Annotated in this window: 21 protein-coding genes and 1 pseudogene; 9 read left to right on the top strand and 13 right to left on the bottom strand. The window is 63.3% G+C overall.

Translation table 11 applies throughout. The annotated features are described in order from the left end of the window. Positions 1 to 8 precede the first annotated feature (8 nt). The 3 genes from EJ075_RS12690 to EJ075_RS12680 form a co-directional block, all read right to left on the bottom strand. A complete protein-coding gene (locus EJ075_RS12690) occupies positions 9 to 1,139 on the bottom strand; it encodes a patatin-like phospholipase family protein (RefSeq protein ID WP_126104567.1) in 1,131 nt (376 codons plus the stop codon). Between the two features lie 46 nt (positions 1,140 to 1,185). Further along, positions 1,186 to 1,968 carry a 3-hydroxybutyrate dehydrogenase gene (locus EJ075_RS12685; protein WP_126104566.1) on the bottom strand — a complete coding sequence of 261 codons (783 nt, stop codon included), beginning with the start codon at positions 1,966 to 1,968 and terminating at the stop codon, positions 1,186 to 1,188. A gap of 203 nt (positions 1,969 to 2,171) precedes the next feature. Beyond that, on the bottom strand, positions 2,172 to 2,831 hold the full coding sequence (locus EJ075_RS12680) for a TetR/AcrR family transcriptional regulator (protein ID WP_126104565.1): 660 nt from the start codon (positions 2,829 to 2,831) through the stop codon (positions 2,172 to 2,174). Positions 2,832 to 2,877: 46 nt separating this feature from the next. Here EJ075_RS12680 and EJ075_RS12675 point away from each other — a divergent pair, with 46 nt between their 5' ends. Then, a complete protein-coding gene (locus EJ075_RS12675; RefSeq protein ID WP_245458144.1) occupies positions 2,878 to 3,378 on the top strand; it encodes a hypothetical protein in 501 nt (166 codons plus the stop codon). 95 nt (positions 3,379 to 3,473) lie between these two features. Here the strand turns inward: EJ075_RS12675 and phaR are convergent, their stop codons facing one another. Together phaR and EJ075_RS33105 are read right to left on the bottom strand one after the other, a co-directional pair. Beyond that, positions 3,474 to 4,085 carry a polyhydroxyalkanoate synthesis repressor PhaR gene (gene phaR, locus EJ075_RS12670; protein WP_126104564.1) on the bottom strand — a complete coding sequence of 204 codons (612 nt, stop codon included), beginning with the start codon at positions 4,083 to 4,085 and terminating at the stop codon, positions 3,474 to 3,476. A 133-nt stretch (positions 4,086 to 4,218) separates the two neighbouring features. Beyond that, the gene (locus EJ075_RS33105) at positions 4,219 to 4,386 is read right to left on the bottom strand and encodes a hypothetical protein (protein ID WP_164547090.1); all 168 of its coding nucleotides are present in this window, start codon (positions 4,384 to 4,386) and stop codon (positions 4,219 to 4,221) included. On the opposite strand from EJ075_RS33105, the gene EJ075_RS12665 reads away from it, so the two are divergent. Both EJ075_RS12665 and phbB read left to right on the top strand, forming a co-directional pair. After that, positions 4,385 to 5,569 (top strand): acetyl-CoA C-acetyltransferase, encoded by a 1,185-nt coding sequence (locus tag EJ075_RS12665; RefSeq protein WP_126104563.1) that lies wholly within the window; start codon positions 4,385 to 4,387, stop codon positions 5,567 to 5,569. The two genes, EJ075_RS33105 and EJ075_RS12665, sit on opposite strands and share 2 nt — an antisense overlap. 207 nt (positions 5,570 to 5,776) lie before the next feature. Then, positions 5,777 to 6,502, top strand: a complete 726-nt coding sequence (gene phbB / locus EJ075_RS12660) for an acetoacetyl-CoA reductase (RefSeq protein ID WP_126104562.1) — start codon at positions 5,777 to 5,779, stop codon at positions 6,500 to 6,502. 62 nt (positions 6,503 to 6,564) lie between these two features. Here phbB and EJ075_RS33950 read toward each other — a convergent pair whose 3' ends face one another. Together EJ075_RS33950 and EJ075_RS33945 are read right to left on the bottom strand one after the other, a co-directional pair. After that, positions 6,565 to 7,140: an FAD-dependent monooxygenase gene (locus EJ075_RS33950; protein ID WP_348627371.1), complete on the bottom strand. Its 576-nt coding sequence runs from the start codon at positions 7,138 to 7,140 to the stop codon at positions 6,565 to 6,567. Positions 7,141 to 7,313: 173 nt separating this feature from the next. Further along, positions 7,314 to 7,763: pseudogene (locus EJ075_RS33945) on the bottom strand (FAD-dependent monooxygenase); the annotation flags it as partial. Positions 7,764 to 7,896: 133 nt separating this feature from the next. On the opposite strand from EJ075_RS33945, the gene EJ075_RS12650 reads away from it, so the two are divergent. From EJ075_RS12650 to EJ075_RS12630, 5 genes are all read left to right on the top strand, one after another. After that, complete coding sequence (locus EJ075_RS12650) at positions 7,897 to 8,490, top strand: TetR family transcriptional regulator (RefSeq protein WP_095487356.1); 594 nt, start codon at positions 7,897 to 7,899, stop codon at positions 8,488 to 8,490. Positions 8,491 to 9,176: 686 nt separating this feature from the next. Next, positions 9,177 to 12,602, top strand: coding sequence for a helicase-related protein (locus EJ075_RS12645; protein WP_126104561.1), 3,426 nt, complete (start codon positions 9,177 to 9,179; stop codon positions 12,600 to 12,602). 15 nt (positions 12,603 to 12,617) lie between these two features. Further along, positions 12,618 to 13,004 (top strand): RNA-binding S4 domain-containing protein, encoded by a 387-nt coding sequence (locus tag EJ075_RS12640; RefSeq protein WP_126104560.1) that lies wholly within the window; start codon positions 12,618 to 12,620, stop codon positions 13,002 to 13,004. A gap of 149 nt (positions 13,005 to 13,153) precedes the next feature. Beyond that, a complete protein-coding gene (gene fdxA / locus EJ075_RS12635) occupies positions 13,154 to 13,492 on the top strand; it encodes a ferredoxin FdxA (RefSeq protein ID WP_095487362.1) in 339 nt (112 codons plus the stop codon). Between the two features lie 366 nt (positions 13,493 to 13,858). Next, the gene (locus EJ075_RS12630; RefSeq protein WP_126104559.1) at positions 13,859 to 14,440 is read left to right on the top strand and encodes a CarD family transcriptional regulator; all 582 of its coding nucleotides are present in this window, start codon (positions 13,859 to 13,861) and stop codon (positions 14,438 to 14,440) included. 104 nt (positions 14,441 to 14,544) lie between these two features. Here EJ075_RS12630 and EJ075_RS12625 read toward each other — a convergent pair whose 3' ends face one another. The 3 genes from EJ075_RS12625 to EJ075_RS12615 form a co-directional block, all read right to left on the bottom strand. Continuing rightward, a complete protein-coding gene (locus EJ075_RS12625) occupies positions 14,545 to 15,318 on the bottom strand; it encodes an amino acid ABC transporter ATP-binding protein (RefSeq protein ID WP_126104558.1) in 774 nt (257 codons plus the stop codon). Next, the gene (locus tag EJ075_RS12620; protein WP_029348816.1) at positions 15,315 to 15,995 is read right to left on the bottom strand and encodes an amino acid ABC transporter permease; all 681 of its coding nucleotides are present in this window, start codon (positions 15,993 to 15,995) and stop codon (positions 15,315 to 15,317) included. The genes EJ075_RS12625 and EJ075_RS12620 overlap by 4 nt, the downstream gene beginning before the upstream one ends. A 162-nt stretch (positions 15,996 to 16,157) precedes the next feature. Continuing rightward, positions 16,158 to 16,931, bottom strand: a complete 774-nt coding sequence (locus tag EJ075_RS12615) for an amino acid ABC transporter substrate-binding protein (protein ID WP_095487677.1) — start codon at positions 16,929 to 16,931, stop codon at positions 16,158 to 16,160. 323 nt (positions 16,932 to 17,254) lie between these two features. Here EJ075_RS12615 and EJ075_RS12610 point away from each other — a divergent pair, with 323 nt between their 5' ends. Continuing rightward, positions 17,255 to 18,118 (top strand): RNA polymerase factor sigma-32, encoded by an 864-nt coding sequence (locus tag EJ075_RS12610; RefSeq protein ID WP_095487366.1) that lies wholly within the window; start codon positions 17,255 to 17,257, stop codon positions 18,116 to 18,118. Between the two features lie 140 nt (positions 18,119 to 18,258). Here the strand turns inward: EJ075_RS12610 and EJ075_RS12605 are convergent, their stop codons facing one another. From EJ075_RS12605 to thiP, 3 genes are all read right to left on the bottom strand, one after another. Further along, a complete protein-coding gene (locus EJ075_RS12605) occupies positions 18,259 to 19,686 on the bottom strand; it encodes a M48 family metalloprotease (protein WP_164547277.1) in 1,428 nt (475 codons plus the stop codon). Positions 19,687 to 19,985: 299 nt separating this feature from the next. Then, complete coding sequence (thiQ, locus tag EJ075_RS12600) at positions 19,986 to 20,759, bottom strand: thiamine ABC transporter ATP-binding protein (protein WP_126104557.1); 774 nt, start codon at positions 20,757 to 20,759, stop codon at positions 19,986 to 19,988. Continuing rightward, positions 20,756 to 22,375: a thiamine/thiamine pyrophosphate ABC transporter permease gene (gene thiP / locus EJ075_RS12595; protein ID WP_126104556.1), complete on the bottom strand. Its 1,620-nt coding sequence runs from the start codon at positions 22,373 to 22,375 to the stop codon at positions 20,756 to 20,758. The genes thiQ and thiP overlap by 4 nt, the downstream gene beginning before the upstream one ends. Positions 22,376 to 22,386 lie beyond the last annotated feature (11 nt).

Raw genomic sequence — 22,386 nt, 5'->3', positions numbered from 1 at the left:
CAAATGCCTCAGGCTTGGCGGTGCGCCGCCTCCGGCTTCTTGCGTGCCGCGAGGAACTCCTTGACCCGCCGGCCCGGTGCCGGACCACGCACCGGCTTGAAGCCGTCGTCGAACTCGCCTGAGAGATCAAGCGTCGGCCGCTTGCCGACGGCGTCGTAATTCTCCTCCAGCCAGTCGCTGGCGGCGGTGCGGCCAAGGTCGCGCAGATAGGTCAGGAACGCCCATTCGGCATTGACCTTGGACGATGCCGACAGATCCTTGAACGCCTCGTCGGCATCGATGCGGTGCATGCGGATGTCGCGGTATTCGCCATGCGGCAGCCGGCCGGCGGCGATCAGTTCCTTGACGAAGGCGATCGAACGGAATTCACGCAGCAGCCCGGCGTTGAAGGTGATCTCGTCGATGCGGTTCTGGATTTCGTTGGCGCTCTTCGGCGTCCCTTCGCGGACCACCGGATTGATCTGCACCAAAAGCACGTCCTCGGTGGCAGCCGTCTTGAAGAACGGGAACAGCGCCGGATTGCCGCCATAGCCGCCGTCCCAGTAGGGCACGCCCTTGATCTCGACGGCGCGGAACAGCTGCGGCAGGCAGGCAGACGCCATCACCGTGTCGAGGTCGATCTCGCCATCGGAAAAGACGCGCAACTGCCCGGTCTCGACATTGGTCGCGGAGATAAACAGCTCCATCGACCTGCAGGCGCGCACATTGCCGAAATCGATCTCCTGCTCGATCACATCGCGCAGCGGGTTGAGGCCGAGCGGGTTGGCGACATAGGGCGAAAACACCCGCGACATGGTGTCGAAGAACAGATAGCCGGGCGTATTCTCGATCGACCAGTTGCCCCAGGCCACGTCCCACGGCATGCGCTGCACCGGGCTGAACCGTCCCTTCAGCGCCACTGCGCGCCAGAAATCGTCGAGTTTCCGCCGCGCGCCCTCGACGCCGCCGCGGACGAAGCCATCGGCCAGCGCCACGGCGTTCATGGCGCCGGCGCTGGTGCCCGAAACCGCCGCTATCTCGAGCCGTCCGTCCTCCAGCAGCCGGTCGAGCACGCCCCAGGAAAAGGCGCCGTGCGAGCCGCCGCCCTGCAGCGCGACGTTGATCTTCTTCGGCTCCTCCGCCTTGCCGTTTGTCGTCATGGCGTTGCCCTTGATTTGTCGGTCAGACTTGTTTTGCGCTCCCAATTCACTGGGCGGTCCAGCCGCCGTCGACCGAGATATGCGTGCCGTTGATCTGCGCTGCCGCATCCGAGCACAGGAACACCGCGGCAGCGGCAACCTGCTCGACCGTGACGAATTCCTTGGTCGGCTGCTTTTCGAGCATGACCTCGCGGACCACCGTGTCGCGGTCCATCTTGTTCGCCTTCATCTGGTCGGGGATCTGCGCCTCGACCAGCGGCGTCAGCACATAGCCGGGGCAGATGGCGTTGCAGGTGATCTTGTCGCGCGCCAGCTCCAAAGCGACCGTCTTGGTCAGCCCCATGATGCCGTGCTTGGCCGAGACATAGGCCGACTTGAACGGCGAGGCGACCAGCCCGTGGGCCGAGGCGATGTTGACGATCCTGCCGCCGCCGGCTTCTCTCATCAGCGGGATGGCGGCGGCGATGGTGTGGAAGGCCGACGACAAATTGATGGCGATGATGGCATCCCACTTCTCGATCGGAAATTCTTCCACCGGCGCGACATGCTGGATGCCGGCATTGTTGACCAATATGTCGACGGAACCGAATGTCTCGGCTGCCTTCGCAACCAGCGCCCGGCATTCGGCCGGCTTGGACATGTCTGCCTTGACGTAGACGGTCTTCACTCCGTGATGTTTGGCGATCGCATCGGTGATGGCCTGGTCGTCGGCCGTGTCGGAAAAGGAATTGACGACGACGCTGCAGCCTTCCGCCGCGAGCGCATGGGCGATGGCCAGGCCAATGCCCGAGGTGGAACCGGTGACGATGGCGGTTTTTCTGCTGGGCAAGGCGAAATCCTTCAGTACGGTGCTAACGGATGCATATTGCAGTGCAGCATATATGTCTCGTGCGGCGCAAGAACAGCGGCACGGATTGGCGATGACATGAAATTTTTGTCATGAAGAGGCCGGCTTCTGTCGAAGTTGTGCGCCTGACAGGCCCTGTGAAAACAGTTTCGTCAGCGATCCCGGGGGGCCACTTCAGGGTGCTCCTAAGATTGCGTTTTGGATGAAATTGTCATCTGGCTCATGAAAAGATGGAGAGTCCTCCGCACGGCGAGGGACGGCGGCTCGGACGGATGCCACTCCGGAAAATGGCCATCAATCGCCATGCGCGCCAACCCATAGACAAAGGCACGTGCGGCAAGCACCAGATGATCGAAGTCGGTATCCGGAGCAAGCCGACCCTGTTGTTGCGCTTGGGTCAGCAGGTCGATCATTTTCCGGCGAATGGCTTCATTCTGATCACGAAGACTATCAGAGGCGTGGAAATCAATCAGCGTTCGGGAGCTGATGATCTGGAAGTGCGTGGGATTGCTGATCGCCCATTCCAGATAGCCTTGTCCGATTGCTTCGAAGACCGCAATGGGATCTGCGCTGTCGACTTTTGACTGTGCATCGCCAACGGCCTCGGTCAGCCGGTTCATCGCCTGTTCGGCGACCGCGGTCAGCAATGCTGTTTTCGACCGAAAATGCCGGAATGGCGCGCCGGGCGAAACGCCGGCACGCTTTGCGGCCTCGCGCACAGACACATGCTCTGCGCCGCGCTCCTCGATGATCTCCACGGTTGCAGTGATCAAGGCCTCGACCAGATTGCCGTGATGATAGCGCTTGGGGTTGGCGGCTTCGCCGGAATCCGTGGTGTAGGTCATGCCTTCCCAGTAACACGAGGTCAAAATGTAATCACTGATTATTTTCTTGCGCCTGAGCGATTCATATGTAATCAGTGATTACACCCCAACGGAGGTTACCATGCTTCGCATCATCACAACGACTGCCCTCGCTTTCTCCTTATTGTCGCTCGTGTCTGCCAAGGCCGAAGATCGGCCCACCCTGGAAATCGCTTGGCCGGCGGCCGGTTCGGTCATCGAGCTCGGCAACGATGCCGAGAAGGCGATAGGCGTCATCGTCAGGAGCAACTTCACGCTGCTCCCTGCGGGCGAATGCGGCGACAACAGCCACTGCGGCCACGTGCATATGAAGATCGATCCCGACGGAGACACCTGCAACATCCCCGGCAGGCCATACAACAGCATGAACAGCGACTTTGGCGGCGATCTTATCAAGGCTCGTTTCGGCCATTGCCCGGATGCCGACGGCAAGCACGTGATCGGCATCCTGCTTGCCGATGATCATCACAAGCCCATCCTTGTGGACGGCAAACCCGTTACCGCCCTGGTGACCGTGACGACGAAATAGCGTGGGCCGGCTGGCATCTCTGCCTCATTCGAGGCGGAGATGTTCTGACAAGGGCTACAGAGGATGGTTTCGGCCGGACCTTGTCCGGCCGGCGTTCACGACATGGTGTCGAGCTTGCGCTGCATGGCGGCGATCTGTTCCTTCAACTCCTGAAGGTCATCGGGTTTTTCCGATGCTTCTTTCCTGGCCGGCTCTGCCGGCGCCGCGGAAGAGCCATTCGAGCCTGCGGGTGGGAAGGGCGTGAACAGGCGCATGGCATTCTGGAACATCTCCATGTTGCGGCGCGTCTGCTCTTCCAGCGCCTTGATCGGCGTGGCGATCTTCATCATGTCCAGCGGCGACTTGCCCAAGGCACCCTTCATCTGCTCGCGGAAGCGTTCTTGCTCCTTTGAGAAGGCGATCATCGACTGCTCGAGGAAGCTCGGCACGATCATCTGCATCTGGTCGCCGTAAAAGGCGATCAACTGGCGCAGGAACGGGATCGGCAGCATGTTCTGCCCATCCTTGTTCTCCAGCTCGAAGATGATCTGGGTCAGCACAGGATGGGTAATGTCGTCGCCGGTTTTGGCGTCCTGGACGGTGAACTCCTCGCCCTTCTTGACCATGTCGGCAAGATCCTCGAGCGTCACATAAGTGCTGGTGCCGGTGTTGTAGAGGCGGCGATTGGCATATTTCTTGATGATAATCGGTTCGTCTTTCGCGGCCATCAGTATCCTCCCGGGACACCGGCGCACTTGAGTAAGCGGCCGGTAACGATTGCGCTTTTCAAGGATATGCGCAAAAGCGTCACAATTCCAAGTGGTTTGTGCAGTGCGGGATCGATTAATGCTGCACGGCAGCCTAAATATGCTGCGCAGCAACGGGCGGGCTGTTTCCATGGCGATGCGCAACCTGCTTGCCGCGCATGGGCGGCATGCCCATTTCCGGTTTGACTTGGGTCACGGAAAGGGCAAGAAAAGTCCCTAACCGCACCCCAAATTCGACCCCTGAAGTCTGGAGAAAGAACATGTCCGCTTCCAATGCCATTGTCGTCGCCAGTGCGGCGCGCACGCCCGTCGGTTCCTTCAACGGCGCCTTTGCCAACACACCGGCCCACGAACTGGGCGCCGTCGCCGTCAAGGAAGCGCTCGCCCGTGCCGGCGTCGACGGCAAGGAGGTCGATGAGGTGATCCTCGGCCAGATCCTGACCGCGGCTCAAGGCCAAAACCCGGCACGGCAGGCGGCGATGGCGGCCGGCGTGCCGCAGGAAGCGACCGCCTGGGGCCTTAATCAGCTCTGCGGCTCGGGCCTGCGCGCCATCGCGCTTGGCATGCAGCAGATCGCTATAGGAGATGCAAAAATCATCGTCGCCGGCGGTCAGGAATCGATGTCGATGGCGCCGCATGCGCAGCACCTGCGCAGCGGCGTCAAGATGGGCGACTTCAAGCTGATCGACACCATGATCAAGGACGGCCTGACCGACGCCTTCTACGGCTACCACATGGGCAATACGGCGGAGAACGTTGCCCGGCAGTTCCAGATTACCCGCGACGACCAGGACACATTCGCCGTCGGCTCGCAGAACAAGGCCGAGGCCGCCCAGAAGGCCGGAAAATTCAAGGACGAGATCGTCGCCTTCACCGTCAAGGGCAAGAAGGGCGACACCATTGTCGACCAGGACGAGTACATCCGCCACGGCGCCACGATCGAGGCGATGACCAAGCTCAAGCCCGCCTTCGACAAGGAAGGCACCGTGACCGCCGCCAATGCTTCTGGCATCAACGATGGCGCCGCTGCCGTGGTGCTGATGACCGAAGCCGAAGCCGCAAAGCGCGGCATCACGCCGCTGGTGCGCATCGTTTCCTGGGCAACCGCGGGCGTCGACCCGCAAATCATGGGCACCGGGCCTATCCCCGCCTCGCGCAAGGCGCTGGCCAAGGCCGGCTGGTCGGTCGGCGATCTCGACCTGGTCGAAGCCAACGAGGCCTTCGCCGCGCAAGCCTGCGCCGTCAACAAGGACATGGGCTGGGACCCGTCCATCGTCAACGTCAATGGCGGCGCCATCGCCATCGGCCATCCGGTCGGCGCCTCGGGGGCCCGTGTCTTCAACACGCTGGTCTACGAGATGCGCCGCAGAAGTGCCAGGAAAGGCCTCGCCACGCTGTGCATCGGCGGCGGCATGGGCGTTGCCATGTGCGTGGAGGCGCTGTGAAGACAGACTACAGCGCCGTGCATCCCTTGGGGCGCGCAAAAGACGCTGTAGCACTTTGAGCTTGCGCAGAATCCTTTCCGAAAAATCGAATTCGATTTTGGGGGTTCATACACCAGGCAAGCCATGAAATAGTCGCTGGCGAACGGGGCTCAATCGCCGTCAGAGCGATCCCGCCCGCCGCTCACGAATTGAAAAGGGGAGGACAGCATGACAAAGGTAGCACTCGTCACCGGCGGGTCGCGCGGTATTGGCGCCGCGATTTCGATCGGCCTGAAAAACGCCGGCTACAAGGTTGCCGCGAATTACGCCGGCAATGACGAAGCGGCGCAGAAATTCAACGCGATGACCGGCATCCCGGTCTACAAATGGTCGGTCGCCGACTACGATGCCTGCGCCGCCGGCATCAAGCGGATCGAGGCCGATCTCGGCCCGGTTTCCGTGCTGGTCAACAATGCCGGCATCACCCGCGACGCCATGTTCCACAAGATGACGCGCGAGCAGTGGAAAGAGGTCATCGACACCAACCTGTCGGGCGTCTTCAACATGACGCACCCGCTGTGGGGCGGCATGCGCGACCGCAAGTTCGGCCGCGTCATCACGATCTCCTCGATCAACGGCCAGAAGGGCCAGACCGGCCAGGTCAACTATTCGGCGTCAAAGGCCGGCGACATCGGCTTCACTAAGGCGCTCGCCCAAGAAGGGGCGCGGGCCGGCATCACCGTCAATGTCATCTGTCCCGGCTACATCGCCACCGAGATGGTCAGGGCGATGGATGAGAAGGTGCTCAACGAGCGCGTCATTCCGCAGATCCCGGTCGGCCGCCTCGGCGAACCGGAAGAGATCGCACGCTGCGTCGTCTTTCTCGCTTCCGACGATGCCGGCTTCATCACCGGCTCAACCCTAACCGCCAATGGCGGTCAGTACATCGCCTGAGGCGTCAGCCCCTCGCCGATAACTGAGCCAGCCCGGTACGGGCATACACGCCCGTGACGCTGTCAGGCGACAAGCTTCAGCCCTGGTTCGGCTGCAGGCTTGGTCTGGGCGATCGGACCTGGCTCGCGCGAAGGTGCCGGCAGGCGGGCAAGCGGCGCCCGGCTGAGGCCTGACAATTTCAAGGCGATGCGACGCTTCAGGAATGGATTGAGGTCCAGTGCCGAAAGCACGAGATTGCGGACGAACCGCTTCACCGGACTGCGGGTAAGCGCCATGTTTGTCATCGTGCCCGCCAGTTCAAGCACCTCTTGGGCCGCCGGGCGCCGCAGCGTCTCGTAGAGGTCGAGTTCGGCTTCCGGGCGCGCGCCATTCACCACGTCGCCAAGCAACTGGCCAAGCACGACCGCGTCGATGATGCCAGTGTTCATGCCTTGCCCTCCCGCCGGGCTGTGCACGTGCGCGGCATCACCCATCAGAAACAACCGGTCCTTGCGGTACGACCGGACCAAGCGGTGATGCACGCGAAAACGCGAGCTCCACGACAGGTCGAGCACCCGGGTTCCGTCTTTGGTCGGCCCCCGGCTGTCGAACAGCGCCTGGATGTCGGCGACCTCGGGCTTTTCCGGCGCATCATCCATGGCTGCGACGACCCGGTATGATCCGTCCGGAAGCGGTGCCACCACCACCAGCCCGGCTGGTGCAAAGAACAGCGACACTTCGGTCGGCCCAACCGGCCAGTCGAGACGAACATCGGCGAGTACGAACGAAGCGTCATAGGCCGCGCCGTCGAACTGAGGCCGGTCGAGCTGCGCACCAGGCTGTTCATGCCGTCGGCACCAACGACATAGCGCGCCGATATTAGTTTCTCGCGGCCGTTCTCGACCACCGTCACACGCGCGCCATCAACGTCCTGAACGACCGCCTTAGCCTCGACCATGCGGTGAATCACGCCGCCCAGGGCGGCAATCCGTTCGGCGAACACTTGCTCGGTCAGGTTCTGAGGCAGCATCGTCAAATAGGGATGCCTTGACGGAAGCTTGCCGAAATCGAGCTTGAGCAGCGCCCGATTGCGGTCGCGAATAGCAAAATTCTGCAGCTTCAGCGCAAGTTCGCTCAACCGCTGTGTGACGCCGAGAGGCTCCAGCGATTCCAGCGTCTGGGCGTGGATGACGCCAGCCCGCGAGGTCTGAAGCCCCTGCGCCAGTCTGTCGATCAGAACATGATCGACACCGGCCTGGTGCAGCACGATGGACAGCGCCATGCCGGTCGGGCCGGCGCCAATGATCAGGACTTCTGTTGTATCGGGCAACATTTCTCTCTCCATTTGTCAACGATCGTTGACTTTCTAGTTGGACCTATTGCATTTGTCAACGGTCGTTGGCATATGAATTTTCATGACCGAGAATCAGCCGAAGAAACCCAGCAAGTCGGACCGCACGCGCGCCCAAATCCTTAAGGCCGCGAGGCTTCTGTTCGCCGAGCACGGCTACGACGGCGCCTCCATCCGCGACGTCGCCGCGCATGCCTCGATCGATCCGGCCATGGTGATCCGCTATTTCCGCAGCAAGGACGAGTTGTTCGCTAGGGCGGCGGTAATCGACTTGCAATTGCCGGCACTGCGGGTGCTCGACCGAAACGCCGTCGGCGAAACGTTGATCAGGCGTTTTCTCGAAATCTGGGAGAGCCCGGCCAGCGGTCCTGGCATGGCCATTCTGCTGCGTTCGGCGACGTCGAACGAATTCGCTGCCGAAAAGTTGCGCGACGTATTTGGCAACCAGGTGAGGCCGGTGGTCGCGGCGGTCGCCGACCCCGCCGACCCCGCCGACGCCGGCCGACGGGCGGGGCTCGTTTCGAGCCAGTTGCTGGGTTTGGCGATGTGCCGATACCTGCTGCGGCTTCCGCCCGTCGTCGCCCTGTCCCACGACGAGATCATCCAGAACATCGGCCCTACTTTGCAGCGCTATGTCGTGGGAGAGGACGTATCTTGAACCTGCCGCTCAGCGGGTGGCCGAGTCTGGTCCTGCAACGACTGCTGCCGACCGATTGCGGGAGGCCGATTTGTGCCGAAGCGGCACGCAAAGGTTAACGGCGGTCGCGCAGCCCTGTGCAAAACCCTGTTCCCGCCTGTGGATTCTCGGTGGAAAACCTGTTCACGACACAACATGTTGGGGTGAACAAACGGGGAAACTTCCGCCAGCGCTGATTCGTCGCCGTTTCGTTCCGGCTTTGACCGGAAGGTTAACGACAAAGGCTGAAAACACCCCTCGAACCGTTAAGGCGCGTTAGGAAAGATCAATAATTTCATAATGTTGGGTGACGCCTGCCGGCCTGCGCCGATCGTTCACCGGCAAATGTTAACGACGACGTCCGCCCTGCATGAATCGGGCCAGTTCAGCGATTCAGCATGTGGTGAGACTCGCCGGCAAAAAACCCAGATATAGCCGTGAACAAAACCTGAATCAGCAAGAGTCAGCGATTCGTAGCTGATTCGTTCCAGACTCGTTCCAACTGTTAAATCAGGACCGGTTGACAACACCAGACGGGAGCCTTCGAGCTGCCGTTGGAACATTCCGCTTTCGCTTCGCGCCCGAAATCCCTATGTGTCGCTTGTCACACGCGCCACCATGGGGCGCGCTCCCGACAACGCGAGGCAGAGAGCCTTATTTCCAGGTCGATGAACATCCAGTCGAAACACACTGAGCCGCTGATCCTGTCGGGCCGCGACGTGACTGCCGTGCTCGGGCCGACCAATACCGGTAAGACCCATCTCGCCATCGAGCGCATGGTGGCGCATGAAAGCGGCATTATCGGCCTGCCGCTCAGGCTGCTCGCCCGCGAGGTTTATACACGCGTCTGCGAGAAGGTCGGCGCTCACAAGGTGGCGCTCATCACCGGCGAGGAGAAGATCCAGCCCGACGGCGCCAGATATTCGGTCTGCACGGTGGAAGCTATGCCGCGCCAGACCGACGCCGCCTTCGTCGCCATCGACGAGGTGCAGCTGGCCGGCGATCTCGAGCGCGGCCACATCTTCACCGACCGCATCCTGCATCTGCGCGGCCGCCAGGAGACGCTGCTGCTGGGCGCGGCCACCATGCACGGCATCCTCCAGCGTCTGCTGAAGGGCGTGTCGGTGGTGACTCGGCCACGGCTGTCGCATCTCGCCTATGCCGGCTCGAAGAAGCTGACCCGCCTGCCGCGGCGCACGGCGATCGTCGCCTTTTCCGCCGACGAGGTCTATGCCATCGCCGAACTGATCCGCCGCCAGCAGGGCGGTGCGGCCGTCGTGCTCGGCGCGCTATCGCCGCGCACTCGCAACGCGCAGGTGGCGCTGTTCCAGTCAGGTGATGTCGATTACCTGATCGCCACCGATGCGATCGGCATGGGCCTAAACCTCGATCTCGATCATGTCGCCTTCGCCCAGAACCGTAAATTCGATGGCTACCAGTATCGCAACCTGACGGCGGCCGAGCTCGGCCAGATCGCCGGCCGCGCTGGCCGGCACTTGCGCGACGGCACCTTCGGCGTCACCGGCCAGGTCGATCCGCTCGACGAAGATCTGGTCAAGAAGATCGAAGGGCATGAGTTCGACCCGGTGAAGGTGCTGCAATGGCGCACCGCGCATTTCGATTTCGCCAGCCTCGATGCGCTGAAGCGCTCCATCGAGACCAACGCACCGGTCGAAGGCCTGACCCGTGCGCTGCCGGCAGTGGATGCACAGGCGCTCGAGCATTTGTCCCGCGACGAGGACATCCGGGCGCTTGCCACCGACGCCAGGCGCGTGGCGCTGCTGTGGGAGGCCTGTGCCCTCCCCGACTACAGGAAGATCGCGCCGGCCCAGCATGCCGACCTGATCGCCTCGATCTACACGGACCTTGCCAGGCATGGCCATGTCGACGAGAATTACATGGCAGAGCAGGTCCGCCGTGCCGACACCACCGAGGGCGACATCGACACGCTGTCGCACCGGATTGCCCAGATCCGCACCTGGACTTTCGTCTCCAACCGGCCCGGCTGGCTGGCCGATCAGGCACACTGGCAGGAAAAGACGCGCGAAATCGAAGACAGATTGTCGGATGCGCTGCATGAGCGGTTGACGAAACGCTTCGTAGACCGCAGGACTTCCGTCCTCATGCGGCGCCTTAGAGAAAATACCATGCCTGAAGCCGAAATTAGCCCAACCGGAACCGTCCTCGTCGAAGGCCACCATGTCGGCGAGCTGCAGGGGTTCCGCTTCACCGCCGACCAGAGCGCCGGCGGCGAAGACGCCAAGGCGGTGCGCACGGCAGCCCAGAAAGCGCTTGCAGCCGAGTTCGAGGCGCGGGCCGAGCGCTTCGGCGCCTCGGCCAACGGCGACATCGCGCTCGGCTCCGACGGCACGCTGCGCTGGATCGGCGCGCCGATCGGCACGCTGGTCGCAGGCGACGAGCCGTTGAAGCCGCGCCTTGTGCTGCTTGCCGACGAGCAGCTCACCGGTCCAGCCCGCGACAAGGTCGCGGCGCGCGCCGAGCGCTTCGTCAATTTTCAGATCGAGTCCTTGCTGAAGCCGCTGGTCGACCTCAAAAACGCCGAGCAGATCACCGGCATCGGCCGCGGCATCGCCTTCCAGCTCGTCGAGCATTTCGGCCTCATCAACCGCCGCGACATCGCCGAGGAGATGAAGTCGCTCGACCAGGAAGGCCGCGCCGCCCTTCGCCGGCTCGGCGTGCGCTTCGGCGCCTACCACGTCTTCGTGCCTGCGCTGATCAAGCCGGCCCCGGCTGGACTGGTGACGCTGTTATGGGCACTGAGGAACGACGGCAAGGACAAGCCCGGCTTTGGCGACGTGGTTCACGCGCTGGCCTCCGGCCGCACCTCGGTGGTCATTGACCCCACCTTCGACAAGACCTTCTACAAGCTGGCCGGCTACCGCAATCTCGGCCGTCGCGCGGTGCGCGTCGACATCCTCGAGCGGTTGGCCGACCTGATCCGGCCCGCAACCAACTGGAAACCGGGCCTCGGTCAGCGCCCCGACGGCGCTTATGACGGTCAGTCCTTCATGGTGACGCCGCCGATGATGTCGATCCTCGGCGCCACGGCCGACGACATGGAAGAGATTTTGAAAGGACTCGGCTACCGGGCCGAGCCGAAGCCAGCTGTCGAAGTGAGGGCGCGGCTCGAGGCACAGGACAATGCCGCGCGTGAAGCCGCCGCGGCCAAGCAGGCGGCGCAAGAACAAGCCGAGCAGGCCAAGGCAGCGGAAGCTGCGATTGCGGACACAGCCGCCGACGCGCCGGCCGAGAGTTCGGAGTCGGAAGCGGCTGCCGTGGCAGAGGCCACAGCCGAAGTTACCGCGGAACCCGCGACCAAAGCGGAACCTGTCGCAGAAGCTCAGCCGGAAACTCCGGCTGAGGTCACGGAAGAGGAGCTGTCTCCAGCCGAAGCCGCAGCTGAAATGCCTGCGGTATCAGCGGCTCAGCCAGAGGCAGAAGCCGAAGCCGCCGAGGTTGAGGTCGCACCGGCAGAGCCGGCTTCCGAAGCCTCGCCTGCAACGGAAGCAGTGTCGGCGGAACCCGCCGCGGCGGCGGAAGTCGCCACCGGCGAGGCCGCTCCAGAGGTTCCAGCAGAGGCCGAGGAACCAAAACCCATTCTGTTGTGGCGGCAGGGCCGCTTTGACCAGCGCCCGCGCCACCGCCACCATGACAACCGGCCCCGTGACAATTCACGGGACAATCGCCCGCGCAACGGGCAAGCCGCGCGCGACGGCCGTGGCGACGCGCCGGCAGATGCCACCAGCGGACAACCGACCGGCGCTCCTGGCGGCCGGCCCACCCATGAGGGACGCCGCGATGGCGCCGGCAAGCCGCGCTTCGACCGCAGCAAATTCAAGCCCAAGCCCCAGGGCGAGGCGGGAGAGCGGCGCGACGGCAAGCCGCAGGGCGAGCGTTCCGATCGTCGCGAAAGCCGGCCTGACTGGAAGGGCGGCAGGCAGGACGGCAAGGGTGGCGCGCCAGGTGGAAAGCCCGCGTTCCAGCCTAAGCCTCGCGAGGAGCGTCCTGTGCGCTTCGACCCGGATTCTCCATTCGCCAAGCTCGCCGCGTTGCGCGACCAGCTGAAGAAGTAAGCCCCGCTCGCTCCGATGGTCACTGATGCCCGCCAGCGCATCGACAAATGGCTGTTCTTTTCGCGTGCGGTGAAATCGCGATCGCTGGCCGCGAAGCTGGTGGTGGCCGGACGCGTCCGCATCCATCGCGACAAAGCAGCGCAGGCCTCCGATATGGTTCGGGTCGGCGACGTCCTGACCATCACTCTTGAGCGGCGCATCTTCGTCTGGAAGGTGCTCGGCACGGGGAGCCGGCGCGGCCCGGCCGAGGAAGCGCGCCTGCTTTACGAGGATGTGTCGCCACCGCCGGTGCCAAAAGGCGAGGCCGTTCCGGATGCGATTCCCGCGCTGCGCGATGCCGGCAGCGGCCGCCCGACCAAGAAGGAACGCCGGGATACCGACCGGTTGTTCGACGACGACTGACGCATAACCGGGCTTAGCCGCATCGCCCCTCTGGAATTCCATTCCGGAACATCGGTGTCGCGCGGCAATGGCTGCCCTTGCAAGCAGCGGGTAAAGGCGTTACCTGACCAAAAAAGCCCAACAAAAACGGGACGTCCCGGAGCCGACTGATGACCTATGTCGTGACCGACAATTGCATAAAATGCAAATACATGGACTGCATCGAGGTCTGTCCGGTCGACTGTTTCTACGAAGGCGAGAACATGCTCGTCATCCATCCCGACGAGTGCATCGACTGTGGCGTCTGCGAACCGGAATGCCCGGCCGACGCGATCAAGCCGGACACCGAGCCGGGTCTCGACAAATGGCTGCAGATCAACACCGAATATGCTGATAAATGGCCCAACATCACCGCCAAGAAGGAGCCGCCGGCCGACGCCAAATCCTTCGATGGCGAGGCCGGCAAGTTCGAGAAATATTTCTCCGCCGAGCCCGGCGAAGGCGACTGACAAGACCGCTGAGTCAGCCAGCATAACGCCGCGTAATAGGCACGGCACATTAACCGCCTTGACAGGCGGCGATGGCGCATGGCCTTCGCGCGTGCAGCAAAACCTTGATTCTTCCGACTTTTTGTGCTACATCAACCAAACATGCCGGTGACACAACGTCGATTTATGGCGCAAACGCCCCAAATCACTGAAAGGTGAATTTCTCAATCCGGACCAGAGTGATCTGGGGCAGGCGATCGCAATTATGCGGTTTGCCGGCCTCGGCTTTTCCGGTGGGTTCATCGTTGCGCGGCTAACGATCGGTTACCCGATCGCGCGAGTTCGGCCGGCAGAATGCCGGTACCACACCAAGGAGTTCATGGCGTAATGGCAACTATCACCCCGCAGAAGAAGTCCAGCGCAGCGCGTCACGGTTTTAGGACCGGCGAGTACATCGTCTATCCGGCGCATGGCGTCGGCCAGATCGTCTCGATCGACGAGCAGGAAGTTGCGGGCCACAAGCTGGAACTGTTTGTCATCGACTTCCAGAAGGACAAGATGCGCCTGAAGGTGCCGGTTGCGAAGGCGACCTCCATCGGCATGCGCAAGCTGTCGGAAGAAGATTATGTCGATCGCGCGCTGAAAGTTGTGCAGGGCCGCGCCCGCGTCAAGCGCACCATGTGGTCGCGCCGCGCCCAGGAATATGACGCGAAGATCAATTCCGGCGACCTGATCTCGATCTCGGAAGTGGTGCGCGACCTCTACCGCGCCGACAACCAGCCGGAGCAGTCCTATTCCGAGCGCCAGCTTTATGAGGCGGCACTCGACCGCATGGCGCGAGAGATCGCGGCCGTCAACCGCATGTCGGAAACCGAAGCGGTGCGCCTCATCGAGGTGAACCTCAACAAGGGTCCGAAGCGCGGCGCCAAGGCCGACAACGAAGAAGCCGAGCAGGAAGAAGCTGCCTGAGCGCTTTCGCCTTAGAATTCAGAAAAACCCGGCCTCGCGCCGGGTTTTTTGTTTTTTGCATGTCGTTATGCCAAAACCGCTACGCCCTTTTGGGGCAACATGCATTAATCTTCGCCGCCGCCTTCCTTCTCTGCCTCCTGCTTCAGCGTCGCGATGAACCGCTTGGTTCGCTGGCGCTCCGGATTGCTGAACAGAACAGCGGCGGGGCCTTTCTCGACGATGGCGCCGGCGTCGAGGAACACCACCTCCTGCGCGATCTTGGAGGCGAGGCGCAGATCATGCGTCGCCATCACCATCGTGGTGCCCTCGCGGGCGAGCTGGCTGAGCACGTCGACCACTTCCTGCGCCAATTCCGGGTCGAGCGCCGAGGTCGGCTCGTCGCACAGCAGCACCTTCGGCGACGGCGCCAGCGCCCGGGCGATCGCCACGCGTTGCTGCTGGCCGCCTGACAGCGTCGCCGGCCAGGCATCGGCCTTGTCCACCATGCCGACCTTTTCGAGCAGAGCGAGCGCCCGCTCGCGCGCCCTCGCCGTCGGCCATTTCAGCACCGTCACCAGCCCCTCCATGACATTTTCGATCGCCGTGCGGTGCGGAAACAGCTGGAAATTCTGGAACACCATGCCCGTCTGCAACCGCAGGCGCTGGATGGCCCTGCCGGGAACTTTGCCGCCCGGGTGGAATTCGAGCGCGTCGTCGCCGATGCGCACCGTGCCCGAAGTCGGGATCTCGAGCAGGTTGATGCAGCGCAGCAGCGTGCTTTTCCCGCCGCCCGAGGGACCGACAAGGGCGGTGACGCTGCCTTCCTCGATGGTGACGGTCACGCCCTTCAGCACGAGGTTGTCGCCAAAGCGCTTCTCGATGTCGGTGAGGCCGATCATGAGCGCGCCTCCAGGAAGCCGCCATAGCGGTTGAGCCGCTTTTCCAAGCGCGTCTGCAATGCCGACAGCACGGAGCTCAGCGCCAGATAGAGAGCCGCCGCCTCGATATAGAGGATCAGCGGCTCATAGGTGGTGGCGACGATGCGCTGCGCCGCCTGGAACATCTCCGGCACGGTGATGGCGGCGGCCAGCGATGTATCCTTGACCAGCGAGATGAAGGTGTTGGATAGCGGCGGCACCGCGACGCGGCCGGCTTGCGGCAGTATGGTGCGCCGCATCGCCTGGCTCCAGGTCATGCCGATCGAATAGGCCGCCTCCCACTGCCCCTTCGGCACCGAGCCTATGACGGCGCGGATGATTTCCGACGTATAGGCGCCGATGTTGAGCGTGAAGCCGATCAACGCGGCTGAAAAAGCGTCGAGCAGGATGCCGACCGAAGGCAGTCCGTAGAAGATCAGGAAGAGCTGCACCAGAAGTGGCGTGCCACGGAAGATCCAGACGTAGAAGCGAACCACCGCGACCAGCGGCTTCGGGCCGAACAGCCGGACCAGCGCCGCGACCAGTCCGACGAAGAGGCCGAATGCGAACGACAGCAGCGTCAGCGGGACGGTGAAGATCAGCGCGGCCCATAGCAGCGTGGGCAACGAGTCCAGCATCAATTGCAGCCAGTGCGGCACGAAAACCCTCCTTGCGAGATTGCCGCCCAAAGACCGGCCCGGCAGCATCGAGGCGCGACCATACGATCGTCATATCACGCGAAAAGCGGCGGCCGTCAAAGACGGCTCGCCGCGATACTTGCCATGCGGGCCGGCAAACCCGGCCCGCTCCGTGAAATGCGCTTACTTCGAAACGTCCTGGCCGAAATAGGTGTCGGCGATTTTCTGGTAGGTCCCGTCGGCCTTGATGTCGGCCAACGCCTGATTGATGGCGGCGACCAGTTCCGGATCGCCCTTGCGCACGATGACGCCGGAATAGTCGGCGTTTTCTTCCTGCGCGGCGATCTTCACATCGGCGTCGGGCTTGTGCTTCTTGAAATCGAGGAAGGACAGGCTGTCGTTGATGGTGGCGTCGGCGCGGCCGGTAAGAAGCAGCTGGATCGACTGGTCGAAACCGTCGGTGCCGACGAGCTCGGCGCCGTTCGTTTCGGCGAGCTTGCCGAAATTCGAGGTCAGCGACTGCGCTGCCTTCTTACCCCTAAGGTCGGCAAAGCTCTTGATGTCGGTATTGTCGCCGCGCACGATCAGCACCGCCTTGGAAGCGATGTAGGGATCGGAGAAATCATACTTGGCCTTGCGCGCCTCGGTGATGCCGACCTGGTTGATGACTGCGTCATAACGCTTGGCGTCTAGGCCAGCGATCAGCCCGTCCCATTTGCCTTCGAGGAATTCGGCCTTGACGCCGAGGCGCTTGGCGATCGCCTGGGCGATCTCGACGTCGAAGCCGACCAACGCACCCGAGGCATCATGATAGGTGAAGGGGGCATAGGTGCCTTCCGTGCCGACCTTGAAGACACCGGCCTGCTTGATCTGATCGAGATTGGCGCCGGCATGGCCTGATGTGACGGCCAGAACCTGCAATGTTGCGGCGACGATAAGCGATTTGAGCCATTTCATTTTTCTGTGATCCCGTCCTTGGCCGGTGTCCGGCGCATTTGTGAGCGCCGGAAACTGACAGATGCAGGCTCGCAAAATAAGGAATAAGATTTCAAAAATGATATGATTTCGAAATCCAATTCTCAAGCCCACATCGAGTCACGCCAACCGACCGCGTAGCGACCGCCGCAACGAGCTTTCGGACAGTGCAATCCACGCGACCTCAGCGGCGGAACCATTCACCCGCGTGGCACGTTCTTGGCTGTTGTAGGGCGCGGCGTCGCCAATTCAACCACGATGCCAGCTTAGGGTCGCACCACAACGCCCGGAACAGGGAGCGTGGCATGATGGAAGATACGGCAGGGCGAACCATGGTCCGCGCGGCGATGAAAGCCCCCTATCTCGAGCGCGACGAGGAGCATCTTCTCGCGCTGCGCTGGAAGGAAGACAACGACCAGCAGGCGCTGCACCAAATCGCCATGGCACATATGCGGCTGGTCATTTCCATGGCCTCGAAGTTCCGCCACTATGGCCTGCCGCTCGGCGACCTGGTCCAGGAAGGCCATGTTGGCCTGCTGGAGGCAGCGGCCCGCTTCGAACCGGAGCGCGAGGTACGGTTTTCGACCTATGCGACATGGTGGATCCGCGCCTCGATGCAGGACTACATCCTGCGCAACTGGTCGATCGTGCGTGGCGGCACCAGTTCGGCGCAAAAGGCGTTGTTCTTTAATCTGCGGCGCCTGCGCGCCCGCTTGGCAAACGGCGCCGAGCCGATCTCGAATACCTCGCTCTATCGCGAGGTGTCGGTGGCGCTCGGCGTCTCCGAGGCCGACGTGGCGATGATGGATTCCCGCCTTTCGGCACCGGACAGCTCACTCAACCAGCCGCTCGCCGACGATGCGGGCGCCACCGAGCGGATGGATTTCCTGGTTTCTGACGATCCTCTGCCGGACGAGGTCGTGGGTGACACGATCGATGTCGAACGCCGCTCTGTCTGGCTGAAAACGGCGCTCGGCGCGCTCAACGCCCGCGAGCTCAGGATCATCGAGGAGCGCCGGCTGAGCGACGAGGGCGCGACGCTCGAAGCGCTCGGCGAGGCGCTCGGCATCTCCAAGGAGCGCGTCCGCCAGATCGAGGCACGCGCCATGGAAAAGCTCAAGATAGCGCTGGTGAAGCAAAACCCCGAGTTTCTGGCGACAGCCGCCTAGGGTGTGTCGAGATTCAGGTTAGGCCGAGCCGAAAACGGTGGTTTCCGAGAACCGGAGCGGAGCGTACTCAAAGTACGTGAGCACCGGAAGCGCAGGAAACTGCCGTTTGCAGGCCGGCATCACCTGAATATCGACACACCCTACCTGTCGGTGATGATCTTGACTTTATCGCCGGCCGAAACGGCTGCACCGGGCGACATCGCATTGAGCACCCTGAACAGGTCGAGCTTGCGGTCGACGCCGACCATCTGCGCGGCGAGCGAGCCCATGGTCTGTCCGGGCTGCACCGTGACGACGCGGATATGCAGCGGCTTCAGCGCCGCTTTCTCGGCCGCGCTCAAGATACGGAACGAGCCGCTGACCGAGCGCGCCACGGCGTCCAGCGAGGTGCTGGCGGAGGGGGCTGCCGTCAACAGCCGGTAGACCTGACCGCCGGCGCGGATCACCGCGATGTCGAACTGCCAGCCCTCGGCGCTGGCATGCGCCGTCGCCGCCTCGTTGCCGTTGATCGTTTCCTGGCGCACGCTGCTTTCGTCGAGACCAGCCACCCAACCGCTGCGGATGTAGTCGGTCAGCGGGCGGCTCTTGTCGATCGAAACGCCGTCGAAGCGGATCGCTATGTCGCCCGGCCCGGTTGCCGTCACCGCCGCGGCCGAGTTGTCGATGATGAAGCCGCCGGGCACCGAGAATGACACGCCGAGCCCCGGATGCAGGAAGGTTTCGCCACGCACATAGCCTTCCTCCGGCGTGTCGCCATAGAGCAGGCCGTCTATACCGGCGAGGAAGGGGTCACGGTCGCGCGTCCCGACGCCAGGCGCGCCGAACTGGCGGGCATGGCGCTGCGCCAGATCGATGCGCTGCGGCGTGTTGGGGTGCGTCGCCAGGAAGTCGAGGCTGGCGTCGGTGGCGCCGCTGATCGAGCGGAAATCGGTGTAGGCCGACATGGACTGCAGGAAGCGGCCGGCGGCAAAGGGATCGAAGCCCGCCTCGCCGATCGACTTGATGCCGATGCCGTCGGCCTCCAGCTCCTGATTGCGCGAGAACTGGGCAAGCCGCAGCTTGCCGCGGATCAGTGCCGCCTTGGCGGTCGGGCTGTCGCCGAGCACATCCGAGACGACCTTCGTAGCAAACCCCTCCTCGGCCTCAAGCTGCTGGCGCTGCAAGCCATGGTTGGCAGTGACGTGGCCCATCTCATGCGCGATCACCGCGGCGAGCTCGGCCGAATCGTTGGCCAGCGCCAACAGGCCGCGCGTGATGTAGAGATAGCCGCCCGGCAATGCGAAAGCGTTGACGTTGGGCGAATTGAGGATGGTGATGCGGTAGGTCTGGGTCGGGTTGGCCGACACCACGGTCAGGCGGCCGACGACCTTGGCGACCATGCGCTCGAGCTTGGGATCGGAATATTCACCGCCATAGGTGGCGAGGATACGCGGATGCTGCGCCTTCGCCATTTCGGCGAGCTTGCTGTTAGCGGCGACATTGTCGACCGTGATCGGTTTGCTGGAAGGCTGGAAGCCGGATTCCTGAACGTCCGGAGGCGTGAACATCTGGCAGCTTGCCAGCGCCATGGCAAAGCCGGCCAGCGCGAGGAAGCGCGCCAGCGGTTTCCTTCTCACTCTGTCGGTGCCGGTCGGCAGAACAGCTTCCTTTCGGGTCTCGGCACATGACCCCGAAAATCGGGCATCGATTTTCAGAAAGGATCATGCGCAAAAATCAAACTGCCACAGCGTCCTTCGCGCCCACGAGCACGCGCTGCACCGTAGTGGCAAATCACAGCCTGTGCCGGACCAGTATCGGAGGACCTAGCCACACTACTTTGACCAAGGCAAGCAAACGCCACGTCGCGTGAAGCCGGTTTGGCCGTAAATTATGTCCGCTTCCGGGCAACATCTCGTGATCCCTGGCCAAACGGACCTGCACCGAGATAGCGCCGGAAGGCTACCGGTCCAGCCTTGGTAAAAAAATCGGCGACAGTCCCCGTCGCGGCAACCGTGCCATTGTCCAGGAACACCAAGTCCTGGCTGATACGGTGGGCGTCTTCCGGCTGATGCGTGACGAACAGCACCGTCATGCGCCGCTCCGCATGGACGCCGGCTACCAGATCGAGCATGTCATCGCGCAAGGCCGGCCCGAGCGAGGCGAACGGCTCATCGAGCAAAAGCACCGGCCGGTCGCGCACCAGGACGCGGGCGAGCGCGACACGCTGCCGCTCGCCACCGGAGAGTTCGCGCGGCAGGCGCTGTTCCTTTCCGGCAAGGCCGACGCGCTTGACTGCCCCCGTGATTGCGACATGGTCGGCCTCGGTCAGCCTGAGTGACGGCGAGCGGCCGAGGCCGACATTTCGTTCGACCGAAAGGTGGGCAAAGAGATTATTTTCCTGGAACACCATCGACACGGGCCGCGCCGAAGGCGGTTTGGCGCCGACATCGGCGCCGCCGATCAGCACGCGGCCCGATCGCGGCGTCTCGAAGCCGGCCACCAGATTGAGCAGCGTCGACTTTCCCGAGCCGCTCGGCCCCATGATCGCGGTGATCTTCGAGGCGGCGAACTCGACATCGAACAAAAACGGCGCTTCACCATAGCTGAACGAAACCTTTTCCAGCCGCACGGCCGTGCCGTTTTCAGCGCTGTTGAGCATCATGATTTTTCTCCCCGCCCCAGCCAGTCCGCGGCCAGCACAAGCGCAAGACAGACCAGGCCGAGCAGCAGCGCTAGGCCTGCGGCATCCAACGTGCGGTAGCTGCCCATGCGCGCCAGCAAGAGATAAGGCAGTGTCTGTAGGGAATCGCTGCCGAACAGGGCGATGACGCCGAGATCGCCGAGCGACAGTGCCATGGCAAAGGCGAAACCGGTGGCGAGCGGCCGCCGCAGCGACGGCCAGTCAACCAGACGGAACCGGCTCCAGCCCGAGATGCCAAGCAGCAAACAGAGCCGCTCGTGGCGTTCGCTAGCCGCATCATAGCCGGGACGAATGGCGCGGATGGCAAACGGCATCGCCATCACCGCATTGACGGCGACGACCATGACAGGGGCGATGGCGAAGATGTCGCTGACGGTGCGCAGGAGCAGAAACCAGCCGGCGCCGATGACGATGGGCGGCACGACGAGAACGAAGCCGGCGCCGGTATCGGTGGCGTGTTCGAGCAGCGTCTTGGCGCCGACGCGACGGGGCAAGGTCAGCGCCCGTCGTGCCATGACGAGCGACAGCGACAGCCCCACCGAAAGCAGCGCCGCCAGCAAGGCGAGCATGGCGCTGGTCAGCGTCGCTTGCCGCACCGCGCTCTCGCCCGCCAGCCGGCCGAGATCGGCGCCAAGGCCCGACATCACCGTGGCCGCCATCGGCCCGGCGACGAACAGCAAAGCGACAACGATCAATGCGGCGTTCAGCACGGTCTCGGCGATGCCGGGCGAAAGATACCGGCGCGGCGCCACCGGCAGGTTGGCGTCGCCGACAGTGTTGGCGCCGAGCCGCATCAATGCCAGCACCACGACGAAGGTCAGCGCGATCTGCAACAGTGTCAGCGTCACCGCGCGGGCAGGATCGAAATCGAAACGCAGTGCCTGGTAGATGGCGACCTCCAGCGTCGTCGCGCGCGGCCCGCCGCCCAGCGTGAGCACGATGGTAAAGGACGTAATGCAGAGCATGAAGACAAGCCCGGCGACGCCCGGCAATGCCGCGCGCAACGTCGGCCATTCGATCAGCCGGAAGGCCGGTCTGGCGCCCATGCCGAGCTGGCTCGCCAGCCGCCACTGGTCGGCCGGCACTGTCCCCAGCGCTTCAAGGAACAGCCGCGTGGCCAGCGGCAGATTGAAGAAGACATGGGCGACGAGAATGCCGGACAGGCCGTATATGCCTGGCCAACCCTGACCGCCAATCGCGCTGAGCAGGCCGGCGAAATAGCCGGCACGGCCATAGAGGGCCAGAATGCCGAGCGCGGCGACGATGGCCGGCAGCGCCAGCGGCACGGCGAAGAGCTGCAGGATCAGGCCGCGGCCAAAGAACCACGGATGCCGCGACAGCGCCCGCGCAACGAGCAGCGCCGGCAGGACGGACAGCAGTGTCGACAGAAGCGCTTGCCATAAGGTGAAACGGACAACGCGGAAGAGATAGGGGTCGAAGGCCGACGCGGCGCCGGACGGGTCGCGGGCGCCTTCGACGATGAGCCCGGCGAACGCTCCACCGATCAAAAGTGCTATTGCCGCAAGCGCGAGAATGCCAGCTGTGACGCGGGAATCCGATGATGGCGCGCGTTGCACGCTAGACCACC

Source organism: Mesorhizobium sp. M6A.T.Cr.TU.016.01.1.1, from assembly GCF_003952585.1.
Lineage (GTDB): Bacteria > Pseudomonadota > Alphaproteobacteria > Rhizobiales > Rhizobiaceae > Mesorhizobium > Mesorhizobium mediterraneum.
Note: the sequence above shows the minus strand (reverse complement) of the source record. Positions and strands in the feature narration are given on the sequence as shown.